The organism is Robertkochia sediminum, assembly GCF_016786255.1.
GTDB lineage: Bacteria > Bacteroidota > Bacteroidia > Flavobacteriales > Flavobacteriaceae > Robertkochia > Robertkochia sediminum.
In genome coordinates this window covers 98,585-110,469 of the sequence record NZ_JADMKT010000067.1, presented here as the reverse complement: position 1 = coordinate 110,469, position 11,885 = coordinate 98,585, and the positions used below count along the sequence as shown (strand labels likewise).

Below are 11,885 nucleotides of genomic sequence, written 5' to 3'. Positions count from 1 at the left end.
AAATATATAGAAACCGAAAGATAAAAGAGGGAAGTCTGAGGAAATTATCGACGTTTGTACAATGGCACAGACGAACACGCCTCTCCGTACATGATGCTCTTAGCGAGCGGCTGTAAACGCTTGATCAGGAACAGGTAGGCATTTTCAGGAACAGGCTTATTAGAACACCCCTTTACGATCACCGGCATATCTCTCGTGTATTCCAGATCAAGATCAGCAATCACCTCCTGATAAAGGGCGCTCTCCAAGGCTTCTGCACTCCCCTTGACGGTCTTTAAGGCATAGGGCGAAAGATTAGCTGCGATAAGCATAAAAGCCCATGCAGGCACTATGGCATCGGTAGTGCAATGTAAGGCCACATAAGCGCCTTCATAAACACTCCAATCAACCTCTTTAAGGGCAGCGCGAAATTCCTTCTCTCTCAACAAGAGCCCTTCATATAACCACTGGCTGATATCGATGACCTTTCGGGGGCCCTCCGGATAATAATCTTCCAGGTCTACAGTAATAAGCTTGCTCTCGGCTACACGATTTCTGATCTCGTCCATTTGGTTAGAATTTTAAATTTAAAGGGGAAAGCCTCTTCATACAGACATTTCCCCTTCACGTATTTCTCTTAGAGATCTGCCTGCTGTTCAAGACAAACAGCAAACGATCTACTGCTTACAACAGTCCCAACTCCAGTTTTGCCTCTTCACTCATAAGGTCCTGGCTCCAAGGCGGATCGAAGGTGATCTCTACCTCAGCATCATTCACCTCGGCGATGGTCTTTACCTTCTCTTCCACTTCCACCGGAAGGGTTTCTGCCACCGGACAGTTAGGAGTGGTCAGGGTCATCAGGATCTTTACATCGCGGTCTTCGTTAACGAAAACATCGTAGATCAATCCTAATTCGTAGATATCAACAGGGATCTCCGGATCAAAGATGGTCTTGAGCACCTTTACGATCTTTTCTCCCAGTTCTGTAGTATTTATTGTTGCTTCACTCATGTTCTTCTAATTTAATTGTGTTTGATAAGCAATAGCGTACATCTTTATTTGCTTTATCATGCTCACCAACCCATTGGCACGGGTTGGCGAAAGATGTTCCTTAAGACCGATCTCATCGATAAAACCGGTATCTGCTTCAATGATATCCTTAGGGGCCTGACCGCTAAACGCTCTGATCAGAATGGCGATGATCCCTTTGGTAATAATGGCATCGCTATCGGCGGTAAAAACCACCTTGTCGTTATCGAGGCCGGCATGAACCCATACCTTACTCTGACAGCCTTTGATCAGGTTATCATCGGTCTTGTATTGCTCATCGATAAGCGGTAGTGATTTTCCAAGTTCGATCATGTATTCATAACGCTGCATCCAATCGTCGAACATCGAAAACTCATCTACAATATTTTCCTGTATCTCTTTAATGGTCATAGACTACTTTTCCTGCAAAAATACAACATGCAGACCTCCTATTCAACTGTTTCTACCAATGTTATCATAGCTTTAACCAATAGGTGGTCACCGGTCACAGCAGCATATTCTTTGCTCTGATAAGGGCTGCAACGAACGTATCGATCTCCTCTTTGGTATTGTAGAAGGCAAAGCTTGCTCTCACTGTTCCGGGGATCTTATAGAACTCCATTACAGGCTGAGCGCAGTGATGCCCGGTACGCACGGCCACCCCTAGTTTATCCAGGATAGCTCCGATGTCATAAGGGTGAATACCTTCGATATTAAAGGAGATCACAGAGGTCTTTTTCCCTGCTGTTCCATAGATTCGAAGTCCGTCGATCTCCAGTAATTTGTCTGTAGCGTATTCCAGGAGTTCGTGCTCATAGGCCGCAATGTTCTCCATCCCGATCCTATTGATATAATCTACGGCGGCTCCAAAGGCTATCCCTCCGCAAATATCCGGGGTTCCAGCCTCGAACTTATGGGGCAAACCGGCATAGGTGGTCTTCTCAAAAGACACCTCTGCGATCATCTCACCACCACCCTGGTAAGGCGGCAGTTTCTCCAGCCATTCCTCCTTTCCGTACAACACCCCAACCCCTGTAGGGCCACACATTTTATGGGCAGAAACCACATAGAAATCTACATCTAATGCCTGAACATCGGCCTTGATATGCGGACAAGCCTGTGCACCGTCGATAAGTACGGCAGCACCAACGGCATGTGCCTTATCGATGATGGTCTTGATCGGATTTATCGTTCCCAGAGCATTGGAAATATGATTACAGAATACCAACCTGGTCTTTTCATTCAGCAAGGTATCGTAAGCTTCCATAGACAGTTCTCCCTCTTCACTCATCGGGATCACCTTGAGTATTGCGCCGGTGCGCTCACAGAGCATTTGCCACGGAACTATATTTGAATGGTGCTCCATAGCAGAAACGATGAGCTCGTCTCCCGGCTGAAGCAAACTTTCAAATCCGCTCGCTATCATATTGATCCCATGAGTAGTTCCCGAGGTAAAAATGATCTCATAGGGATGAGCCGCATTAAAATGCTCCTGGATGGTTCTTCTTGCCTGTTCGTATTTATCGGTAGCCTCCTGGGAAAGGGTATGCACACCCCTGTGAATATTCGCATTGTAGTTGTAATAGTAGTCTACAATAGTATCGACCACCTGCTTAGGTGTTTGCGATGTCGCTGCATTATCCAGGTAGATCAGGGGCTGGCCATTGACCTTTCTTTGGAGAATGGGAAAATCTTCCCGTAAACTCTTAATATCGATCATAACAATTCTTTACGCAAAAATACTAAGTATTTATGAGCAGAAATCCTATCTTGAACAATATTTAACCCTTCTAAAACTCATCGTTACGTGCGTATTTTCAAACGAATTCTAACCCTGGTGATCCTTCTGGTTATTATCGGTGGCGGGATCGCGCTATACCTCAACTACCCTAAGCTCGACATTATCACCGGTTATTCCTCTAAAAGTCATTGTTCCTGCACCTATGTCGCCAGACGCCCGGAGGCTTTTACAGACAGTACCGACAATAATTTTTCTCCGGTGAATCTCGCCAGTGATCGCACCAATCGCACCGAGGAAACTGCATCGGCCAGTCTTTTTGGGTTAAAGAAACGCACCGCACAATACATCCCCGGGCTGGGTTGTATTCTCATGCCCCCCGGAAAGAAGGCTCTCGACTTTTCGCAAAGGCCCAGAAGAAGCAACTCCATAAGCGCAGCTCCCTATCCTTACGGCAACGGAGCTCAAAAAGACACCACCTTTCCGGAGATCGATTACAAAAAACTAAACGCCTCCATAGATGCTGCCTTTAGCGACAATCATTTAAAAAAGACCCGTGCTGTTCTTGTGGTTTACAAGGACCGGATCATTGGTGAAAAGTACGCGCCGGGATTTGACGAAACCTCCCTGCATCTGGGATGGTCCATGACCAAGAGTATTACCGCTACACTTTACGGTATTCTTCAGGAGGAGGGCATGATCGATATCGCCAACCCCGCTCCGGTAGCCTCCTGGCAAAACGACAACAGAAAACATATAACCTACAATGACCTCTTGCAAATGAGCAGTGGACTGGCTTGGGAAGAAGATTATTCCAGGATCTCTGATGTGACCAAAATGCTTTTCACGGCAAGCGACATGAGTGCAGTAGCAGAAAACAAGGAACTCCTTCACGAACCGGGAACTCACTTTTATTATTCATCGGGAACCACCAACCTGCTTTCCGGGCTTTTAAAACAAGAGATCGGGAACCTACAGGAATACCTCAACTTCCCGTACCAAATGCTCATAGACCGCATCGGGATGCATAGCATGGTTTTGGAAACCGATGCTTCCGGCACCTATGTGGGCTCTTCCTACAGTTGGGCAACAGCGAGAGACTGGGCAAAATTCGGATTGCTCTATCTCCATAAGGGCAACTGGAATGGAGACCGTATATTCGCCGAGTCCTGGGCCGATTACGTAAGCACTTCGGCATCGGATTCGGAAGGCACTTACGGCGCTCAGTTCTGGCTGAACGAGTCGGGCGTTCTTCCCGATGTGCCCAGAGACACCTATTTTGCCGATGGGTATCAAGGCCAGCGTGTATATGTGATCCCTTCAAAAGACCTGGTGGTGGTGCGCATGGGAATCACAGATGGCAATTACTTTGACTTTAACGAATTTACAGGAGGTATCACCAACGCCATTCAATAAAAAAAGGTCGCTCCAATGAGCGACCTCTCTTTTTCATAGCAATCATTTCTATATATCTGCTATAGATCGAAACCGAGATCTACTCCCAGTTTTTGAGCAATAAGCTTGGTGATCCTTTGCTTTAGTTGCGGGATCTTCACACTCTCCAGTACGTTATTCGCAAACCCGAACATAAGTAATGCCTTGGCTTCCTTTTCAGGAATACCCCTGGCCTGGAGGTAGAACATCGCCTCATCGTCTAACTGCCCGATAGTACATCCGTGCGAACATTTTACGTCGTCTGCAAAGATCTCGAGCTGAGGCTTGGCGTTAATGGTGGCGGTATCATCCAGAAGGATGTTGTTGTTCTGCTGGAATCCATTAGTCTTCTGAGCTTCCTTCTCAACAATGATTCGTCCGTTGAATACCCCGGTACTCTTATCGGCATAGATCCCTTTGTAGTCCTGGTGGCTCTCACAATTAGGCTGTGCATGGTGCACCAGGGTAGAATGATCCACATGTTGCTTTCTATCGGTGATGGTTACCCCCTTAAGCGTTGAATCGAGGTGCTCTCCTTTGTGGAAGAACTGAAGGTTGTTTCTGGTAAGCTTCCCTCCTAAAGAGAAGGTATGCACAGAGACATGGCTGTTTTGCTGCTGAGAGATATAGGTATTATCAATAAGCGAAGCAGCCTCGCCATCATTCTGGATCTTGTAATAATCAACGATCGCTCTCTTGTTGGCAAAGATCTCTGTAACACTATTGGTAAGTGTTGCATTGGCCGTAAGACTCTGGTGTCTTTCGATGATCTGTACATGAGAGTTCTCACCGGCTACCACAAGACTTCTTGGCTGGAGCATGAGCGAAGGCTCAATTCCCGTAGAGAAGTGAATGATCTGGATAGGCTTGTCTACCACTACCCCTCTTGGGATATTAATAAATGCCCCTTCCTTTGAGAACGCTGTGTTCAACGAAGTTAATCCGTCGGCCTCTGCCGTCTTATTGAAATAATTTTCAATGATCAGGCGATACTTTGGCTTACACAGCGCTGCGCTCATCAAACACACATCAATTCCGTCGTGCGACGTTTCTGAAAGCTGTGAGCTATACACACCATCAACAAGAACGATTCGGTATGATTCGATCTCGTGAATAAAATATTTCTTTACATCCTTATATTCCAGGGTGGTCTCCTTCTTAGGAAATACGCTCAGGTCGCTCTTAAGCAACCCTTTAAGTGATGTGTATTTCCAGGATTCCATTTTCTTGGTTGGAAAGCCCTGGGCTTCGAAATTCTTGATCGCCTCTGTACGCACTTCATGAACGGGCAGGTTTACATCTACCGTATCTTCAAAGGCCATAAAAGACGACAATAATTTATCTTTCAAATCCATGTGATTCTCTGGTTTTTAAACAGCAACTTCCTGCTTGATCCAATCATATCCTTTCTCTTCGAGTTCGAGAGCCAACTCTTTACCTCCGCTCTTAACGATCTTACCGTTAAGCAATACGTGAACATGGTCGGGAACGATATAATCGAGAAGACGCTGATAGTGGGTGATCACGATCGTTGCATTTTCTTTGGTCTTAAGGCGGTTCACCCCATTAGCTACGATCTTTAGCGCGTCGATATCAAGACCGGAATCGGTCTCGTCAAGAATGGCCAGTTTCGGCTCGAGCATCGCCATCTGGAAGATCTCGTTTCGCTTTTTCTCACCTCCTGAGAATCCTTCGTTCAGGGAACGCGATAGGAACTTTCTGTCGATCTCGAGCAGTTCAGACTTCTCTCTGATCTTTTTCAGCATCTCATTGGCAGGCATCTCCTCAAGACCTCTTGCCTTACGGGTCTCATTGATGGCTGTTTTCATGAAGTTGGTCACGGTTACTCCGGGAATCTCTACCGGGTACTGGAACGATAGGAATACGCCCTGATGTGCTCGCTCTTCAGGAGCCATTTCATTGAGTTCTTCTTCTTCGAGCTCTACAGTTCCTTCAGTGATCTCGAAATCTTCATTACCTGCGATCACAGAGGCGAGGGTACTTTTTCCGGAACCGTTAGGCCCCATGATGGCATGAACTTCCCCTGGATTTACCTCCAGATTAATTCCTTTCAGGATCTCTTTTCCTTCAACGTTAGCGTGTAAATTCTTGATCTTTAACATATCTGTATGTGTCTTTCCGGTTTCCCGGAAATTTTAATTTTTTAATTATCCAACTGACCCCTCTAATGAGATCTCCAATAGTTTTTGCGCCTCTACAGCGAATTCCATAGGCAGCTTATTCAATACCTCTTTACTAAAACCGTTTACGATAAGGGCAATTGCCTTTTCGGTATCAATACCTCTTTGGTTACAGTAAAAGATCTGGTCTTCCCCGATCTTACTAGTGGTCGCCTCGTGCTCGATCTGAGCCGATTTATTCTTGGTTTCAATATACGGGAAGGTATGGGCTCCACATTCGTTGCCCATAAGCAGGGAATCACACTGCGAGAAGTTACGGGCGTTCTCTGCACGACTGTTGATCTGCACGAGACCGCGGTAACTGTTTTGTGATTTTCCGGCAGAGATACCCTTCGAGATAATGGTACTCTTGGTATTTCTTCCGAGGTGGATCATCTTGGTTCCGGTATCGGCCTGTTGCCAGTTATTGGTAACCGCGATCGAGTAGAACTCTCCTATAGAATTATCACCTTTAAGCACACAAGAAGGGTACTTCCAGGTTACTGCCGATCCGGTCTCTACCTGAGTCCAGCTAATTTTAGCATTGGTCTCACACAATCCTCTTTTGGTCACGAAGTTAAAGACCCCTCCTTTACCTTCTTTATCACCGGGGAACCAGTTTTGTACTGTAGAGTACTTGATCTCTGCATCGTCAAGTGCGATTAGTTCCACTACAGCGGCGTGCAGCTGGTTCTCATCACGCATCGGCGCGGTACATCCTTCGAGGTAACTCACATAACTCCCTTCATCGGCAATAACGAGGGTTCTTTCGAACTGCCCTGTTCCGGCCTGGTTGATTCGGAAGTAAGTTGACAGCTCCATAGGGCAACGCACTCCTTTAGGGATGTAACAAAAAGATCCATCTGAGAATACAGCAGAGTTAAGCGCTGCATAGAAGTTATCTTTACGGGGTACTACAGACCCAATATATTTCTTTACCAGCTCAGGGTGTTCCTGGATGGCTTCAGAGATAGAACAGAAAATGATCCCTTTTTCTGCCAGGGTTTTTTTGAAGGTGGTCGCTACAGATACCGAGTCCATTACCACATCTACTGCCACTCCTGCCAAGCGCTTTTGCTCCTCCAGGGAGATCCCCAGTTTTTTGAAGGTATCCAGCAGTTCCGGGTCAACCTCATCGAGGCTATCGTACTTTGGTTTCCCTTTAGGGGCAGAGTAATAAGAAATAGCCTGGAAATCGGGCTTTTTATACTTTACATTAGCCCACTCCGGCTCTTCCATTTCACTCCATACGCGAAACGCTTCAAGACGCCATTCGGTCATCCATTCCGGCTCGTTCTTCTTTTTAGAGATCGCCCTAACCACATCTTCGTTAAGTCCCACAGGGAACGTGTCGGCCTCTATATCGGTATAAAAGCCATACTCGTACTCCTTGGTCTCTAATTCCTTTTTTAATTCTTCTTCGGTATAAGCCATTATGTTTTTCTTATGCTGTTAAAGTGAAAAGCTCTCTCCGCATCCACAGGTTCGCTGTGCATTGGGATTATTAAAAACAAACCCCTTCCCATTGAGTCCGCCGGAATACTCCAGAACGGTTCCAACGAGATAAAGGAAACTCTTTTTATCTACGATGATGCGAACATCATTATCTTCAAAGACCTTGTCGTTCTCCTGTTGCTCCTTGTCGAACTTCAGATCATAAGACAAACCGCTACAACCACCGCTCTTTACCCCAACACGAACAAAGTCGTTGCTCACATTATAGCCTTCTTCTGCCATGAGTTGGGCGAGTTTATTTTTAGCCGTATCAGATACTTTAATCATCTTTATCAAGATTATTTCTAAATAGTCCACAAAAATAAGAAGTTAAACATGAACTATGGTCTTTTAACAAATTTATAAATCATATAGTCATATAAACATTTCCTATACGCCTTAATATAATCTTAATTATCAAACCTTTAGCACTATTTGATCGGGTTTTTTCAGCCATTTTTCACCCTCCCGAACACCACTCAAAGAGAATTTAGCCTCCTCACCAAATTGATGACCTTCAGTTTTGTTGAATATATCCACTACTGCTTACCTTTGCACCATGCTAGAAGACAAGAATCCACAACGTACGTCCCTTGAACAACTGGGAGAATTTGGTTTGATCGAACACCTCACCAAAAATTTTTCACCGGTGCAACCCTCTACCGTAAAAGCTGTGGGCGATGATGCTGCGGTTATGGACTATACAGACCAACAGACCGTAGTTACAACCGACCTTCTTGTAGAAGGCGTTCACTTTGACCTTTCATACGCCCCCCTGAAGCACCTGGGGTACAAATCGGTTGTGGTCAATGTATCTGACGTTTGCGCGATGAATGCCACCCCGACACAGATCACGGTTTCTATAGCTGTCTCCAATCGTTTTCCGCTCGAGGCTCTCGAAGAACTGTACGAAGGTATTGCTCTGGCTTGTCGCCACTACAAGGTAGACCTGGTCGGAGGGGATACGACCTCATCTAACAAAGGCCTTTTGATAGCGGTAACGGCCCTGGGAGTAGCCCCAAAAGAAGCGATCACCTATCGCAATGAGGCAGGATCTAACGACCTTCTTGTAGTATCAGGCGACCTGGGCGGGGCCTATCTGGGGCTACAGGTACTCGAAAGAGAGAAAGCGGTTTTCCAGGTAAACCCTAACAACCAACCCGACCTTACACCCTATACCTATATTGTAGAACGCCAACTTAAACCGGAAGCCAGAATAGACATCCCTGTGCTCCTTAAAGAACTGGGCGTTAAGCCCACTTCCATGATCGATATAAGTGACGGACTCTCATCTGAGATCCTTCACCTTTGCAAAAATTCTAAGGTGGGATGTAATCTTTACGAAGATAAAATCCCGCTCGACCCACAGGTGATCTCTACTTCTGAGGAGTTTGAACTCAACAGCACTACAGTTGCTTTGAGCGGGGGCGAAGACTATGAATTGCTCTTTACCATTGCCCAGGAAGATTACGATAAGATCAAAGGAAATCCGCACCTCACCGTGATCGGCCACATGACCGAAGAGCGCGAAGGAGCGCATCTCATCACCAGGGCGAATACCAAAATACCCCTGGAGGCCAGAGGTTGGAATGCTTTAAAGAAAGAATAAAGAATTATAGGGCGTGTCTCAGGGTATGCCTTTTTCTGTAAAAATCAGCCAGGGTCCTGTTCACCTCTTTTAATTCAGGAGTCAGTTTATCGAGTCGGCCATTGGCATTGGTCGTTAACTCGCAGTTACAACAAGTACATTTGTATTCTGAAATGTGAGGGGTAACTTCTTTTGCCACCCGGAAGCGGTGGCCAAAAACCGAACAAATGGTTTTTCCAAGGTTAAATTCAAACATTTTCATAGGTTAAGAAAGATTTTGGGAATCCTAAGCTAAGAAAAATTTGTTTTTTATCAAATATTTTTTAACCAATCCTTCAGATCTTGTTGTAAAACTTCAAAATTCTCGAGGAAACTCATATGTCCGTCGGGGTAAACGCGAATTTCAACAGCCGCTACTTCAAGCCTGTTTTTCAATGCTTTCGCATCCATAACGGGATCTCTCTCTCCCAGAACCAATAGTTTGGGATAGGGTGAAAAGTGCATGAGCACCTCCCGGTCGGGCCTGATCTTCATACCTTCAAGGGCTGCGACAATCCCTTGAAGAGGAGTTTTCAGAGCCTCTGCCTTGAGGGTCTTGATCTCTTCAGAGAAGATCTTGCGATTCTTAGGACTAAACAGGTTGGCAATGGCCAGGCGGATAAAGCTTTTGTGATTCTCTTTTACTGCGGCGATCGCACGATCCCGGTTGAGCTTCTTTTCTTCAGAATCGGGCAAAGGCGTCGAATTGATCAATGCCAGCCCCTTGACATGGTCCGGATACATCTCTGCAAAGGCAAGGGCCACATAGCCCCCCATAGAATGGCCGGCAAAGACCACCTTGCGCAATCGCAAATGATCGAGTACCGCCTTAACGGCCTCAGCCATCATGGTCATGGTATGCATATACCCCAGGCATCCGGTACCCCCGTGACCGAGAAGATCGATACAGACCACACGGTACCGGGAAGTAAGCCTGCTTTTGAGCTCTTTCCAAATACTGCTGTTTTCCAAAAATCCGTGTAAGAGCACCAATGCCGTGCCCTTGCCTTCATCGGTATAAAAAATACGCGTCCCTTTGTAAGCTAATTCCATTTTATGCTATCTTAACCGGGTCTGAACCTTTTTTTATCAAAGATAATTCAACCCGATGAGGTATACGAAACTTACCCTGATAACTGCCTTTGCTTTATTTTCTCTTTTCTTCGGAGCGGGGAACATCATCCTGCCTCCTTATCTGGGGTTCACTTCGGGAGACCAATGGCTACCGGTAACCCTGGGGTTTGCCATTTCTGCTGTATTCATCCCTATTCTCGGGATCCGCGCACATGCCCGTTTGCAAGGTAGCTTACTGGATTTTGCCGATCGTATGTCTCCGGTTTTTAGTGTGATCTTCGGGATTTTGGTATATCTCATAGCTGTAGCTCTGCCGGCGCCCAGAACGGCCAGTCTCACCCATGAAATGGCCATAGCGCCCTACTTTGACACCAGCAGTCTGCTTACCAGCAGCATTTACTTTCTTGGGGTATTCATTTTTGTGATCTTTCGCTCCAGTATCCTCGATATCACCGGCAAGGTACTCACCCCGATGTTACTCGTATTACTTAGTGCGATCATCCTTCTCATTCTCACCGGCACTTCACTGGATCAGCTAACCTATACCCCGGAACAATGGATCTCAAAAGGGCTTCTTGAAGGCTACCAGACCTTTGACGCTATGGGCGCCGTGGTGGTAGGTGCCGTGATCATCATTTCTCTCAATTACCGACAGGAACTCGATTACAACGTTCGCCGCAAAGTGATCAACAGGGCGGGGATCCTCGCGGGATCCGGCCTGTGTTTAATTTATGCCGGTCTTATCTACGGAGGCGCTTTGTTGAGCAACACCCTGGACCCCGACCTGGACCGCAGCGGGGTACTCAATGCCATGATCACTTACGCATTGGGTGAAAAGGGACATATTTTCCTCGCCATACTTATTGCGCTTGCCTGTTTTTCAACTACGGTAGGGATAATTACCGGGGCCTCAGACTTTGTCAAAGGCCTGCTCCCAAAACAAAAATGGGCTTACCTCCTCACCGCCCTCCTCTCATGTATTACCGGAGTGCTTATAGGCCAATTGAAATTTGAATACATCATCGAGATAGCACTCCCCGCACTACTTTTTATTTACCCGCTCATTATCATATTTATCCTTTTGCACAACCTCCCGCAAAAATGGGTATCTGCCTTTACGTTCAGAGCGGTGACCCTAACCGTGATCCTGTTCAGCATTCCCGACATCCTGAACGCTTTAGGGTATTCCGGACCCAGCGAGTACTTAAGCAGCATTACCCCATGGAACACCACACATTTTAGCTGGATCCTGCCGGCAGCAGCAGTTTTTCTTTTGGCACAAACAAAAAAAGAACCGGAAGGAAGGTGATCACCTTGCCAACCGGTTCTT

The 11,885-nt window shown here is 46.3% G+C and carries 13 protein-coding genes; 3 read left to right on the top strand and 10 right to left on the bottom strand.

The window, feature by feature from the left end; genetic code table 11:
* Positions 1-44 precede the first annotated feature (44 nt).
* The 4 genes from IS446_RS03415 to IS446_RS03400 form a co-directional block, all read right to left on the bottom strand.
* Positions 45-548 carry a DUF2480 family protein gene (locus IS446_RS03415; RefSeq protein WP_203058591.1) on the bottom strand — a complete coding sequence of 168 codons (504 nt, stop codon included), beginning with the start codon at positions 546-548 and terminating at the stop codon, positions 45-47.
* Positions 549-663: 115 nt separating this feature from the next.
* Positions 664-990 carry a DUF59 domain-containing protein gene (locus IS446_RS03410; RefSeq protein WP_203058590.1) on the bottom strand — a complete coding sequence of 109 codons (327 nt, stop codon included), beginning with the start codon at positions 988-990 and terminating at the stop codon, positions 664-666.
* 6 nt (positions 991-996) lie between these two features.
* Positions 997-1,419 (bottom strand): SufE family protein, encoded by a 423-nt coding sequence (locus IS446_RS03405; protein ID WP_203058589.1) that lies wholly within the window; start codon positions 1,417-1,419, stop codon positions 997-999.
* Positions 1,420-1,513: 94 nt separating this feature from the next.
* The gene (locus IS446_RS03400) at positions 1,514-2,728 is read right to left on the bottom strand and encodes an aminotransferase class V-fold PLP-dependent enzyme (RefSeq protein WP_235996384.1); all 1,215 of its coding nucleotides are present in this window, start codon (positions 2,726-2,728) and stop codon (positions 1,514-1,516) included.
* 87 nt (positions 2,729-2,815) lie between these two features.
* Here IS446_RS03400 and IS446_RS03395 point away from each other — a divergent pair, with 87 nt between their 5' ends.
* Complete coding sequence (locus IS446_RS03395; protein ID WP_203058588.1) at positions 2,816-4,162, top strand: serine hydrolase domain-containing protein; 1,347 nt, start codon at positions 2,816-2,818, stop codon at positions 4,160-4,162.
* 59 nt (positions 4,163-4,221) lie between these two features.
* Here IS446_RS03395 and sufD read toward each other — a convergent pair whose 3' ends face one another.
* Genes sufD through IS446_RS03375 form a run of 4 tightly spaced genes read right to left on the bottom strand, consistent with a single transcriptional unit; the run spans position 4,222 to position 8,142 of the window.
* The gene (gene sufD / locus IS446_RS03390) at positions 4,222-5,535 is read right to left on the bottom strand and encodes a Fe-S cluster assembly protein SufD (protein WP_203058587.1); all 1,314 of its coding nucleotides are present in this window, start codon (positions 5,533-5,535) and stop codon (positions 4,222-4,224) included.
* A 15-nt stretch (positions 5,536-5,550) separates the two neighbouring features.
* Positions 5,551-6,303, bottom strand: a complete 753-nt coding sequence (gene sufC / locus IS446_RS03385) for a Fe-S cluster assembly ATPase SufC (protein ID WP_203058586.1) — start codon at positions 6,301-6,303, stop codon at positions 5,551-5,553.
* Between the two features lie 45 nt (positions 6,304-6,348).
* The gene (sufB, locus tag IS446_RS03380; RefSeq protein WP_203058585.1) at positions 6,349-7,794 is read right to left on the bottom strand and encodes a Fe-S cluster assembly protein SufB; all 1,446 of its coding nucleotides are present in this window, start codon (positions 7,792-7,794) and stop codon (positions 6,349-6,351) included.
* An 18-nt stretch (positions 7,795-7,812) separates the two neighbouring features.
* The gene (locus IS446_RS03375; protein ID WP_203058584.1) at positions 7,813-8,142 is read right to left on the bottom strand and encodes a HesB/IscA family protein; all 330 of its coding nucleotides are present in this window, start codon (positions 8,140-8,142) and stop codon (positions 7,813-7,815) included.
* 271 nt (positions 8,143-8,413) lie between these two features.
* Between IS446_RS03375 and thiL the strand changes: the two genes are divergently transcribed.
* Positions 8,414-9,463: a thiamine-phosphate kinase gene (gene thiL / locus IS446_RS03370; protein WP_203058583.1), complete on the top strand. Its 1,050-nt coding sequence runs from the start codon at positions 8,414-8,416 to the stop codon at positions 9,461-9,463.
* Positions 9,464-9,467: 4 nt separating this feature from the next.
* Here the strand turns inward: thiL and IS446_RS03365 are convergent, their stop codons facing one another.
* Complete coding sequence (locus tag IS446_RS03365) at positions 9,468-9,704, bottom strand: hypothetical protein (RefSeq protein WP_235996383.1); 237 nt, start codon at positions 9,702-9,704, stop codon at positions 9,468-9,470.
* 50 nt (positions 9,705-9,754) lie between these two features.
* Complete coding sequence (locus IS446_RS03360; RefSeq protein WP_203058582.1) at positions 9,755-10,534, bottom strand: alpha/beta fold hydrolase; 780 nt, start codon at positions 10,532-10,534, stop codon at positions 9,755-9,757.
* 55 nt (positions 10,535-10,589) lie between these two features.
* On the opposite strand from IS446_RS03360, the gene IS446_RS03355 reads away from it, so the two are divergent.
* Positions 10,590-11,864, top strand: coding sequence for a branched-chain amino acid transport system II carrier protein (locus tag IS446_RS03355; RefSeq protein WP_203058581.1), 1,275 nt, complete (start codon positions 10,590-10,592; stop codon positions 11,862-11,864).
* Positions 11,865-11,885 lie beyond the last annotated feature (21 nt).

What these genes read in the sequence shown, in the direction of transcription:
- sufD (WP_203058587.1), bottom strand. Translation starts at nt 5,535, where the DNA reads ATGGATTTGAAAGATAAATTATTGTCGTCTTTTATGGCCTTTGAAGAT.
- sufB (WP_203058585.1), bottom strand. Translation starts at nt 7,794, where the DNA reads ATGGCTTATACCGAAGAAGAATTAAAAAAGGAATTAGAGACCAAGGAG.
- IS446_RS03415 (WP_203058591.1), bottom strand. Translation starts at nt 548, where the DNA reads ATGGACGAGATCAGAAATCGTGTAGCCGAGAGCAAGCTTATTACTGTA.
- IS446_RS03400 (WP_235996384.1), bottom strand. Translation starts at nt 2,728, where the DNA reads ATGATCGATATTAAGAGTTTACGGGAAGATTTTCCCATTCTCCAAAGA.
- sufC (WP_203058586.1), bottom strand. Translation starts at nt 6,303, where the DNA reads ATGTTAAAGATCAAGAATTTACACGCTAACGTTGAAGGAAAAGAGATC.
- IS446_RS03365 (WP_235996383.1), bottom strand. Translation starts at nt 9,704, where the DNA reads ATGAAAATGTTTGAATTTAACCTTGGAAAAACCATTTGTTCGGTTTTT.
- IS446_RS03360 (WP_203058582.1), bottom strand. Translation starts at nt 10,534, where the DNA reads ATGGAATTAGCTTACAAAGGGACGCGTATTTTTTATACCGATGAAGGC.
- IS446_RS03355 (WP_203058581.1), top strand. Translation starts at nt 10,590, where the DNA reads ATGAGGTATACGAAACTTACCCTGATAACTGCCTTTGCTTTATTTTCT.
- IS446_RS03375 (WP_203058584.1), bottom strand. Translation starts at nt 8,142, where the DNA reads ATGATTAAAGTATCTGATACGGCTAAAAATAAACTCGCCCAACTCATG.
- thiL (WP_203058583.1), top strand. Translation starts at nt 8,414, where the DNA reads ATGCTAGAAGACAAGAATCCACAACGTACGTCCCTTGAACAACTGGGA.
- IS446_RS03410 (WP_203058590.1), bottom strand. Translation starts at nt 990, where the DNA reads ATGAGTGAAGCAACAATAAATACTACAGAACTGGGAGAAAAGATCGTA.
- IS446_RS03405 (WP_203058589.1), bottom strand. Translation starts at nt 1,419, where the DNA reads ATGACCATTAAAGAGATACAGGAAAATATTGTAGATGAGTTTTCGATG.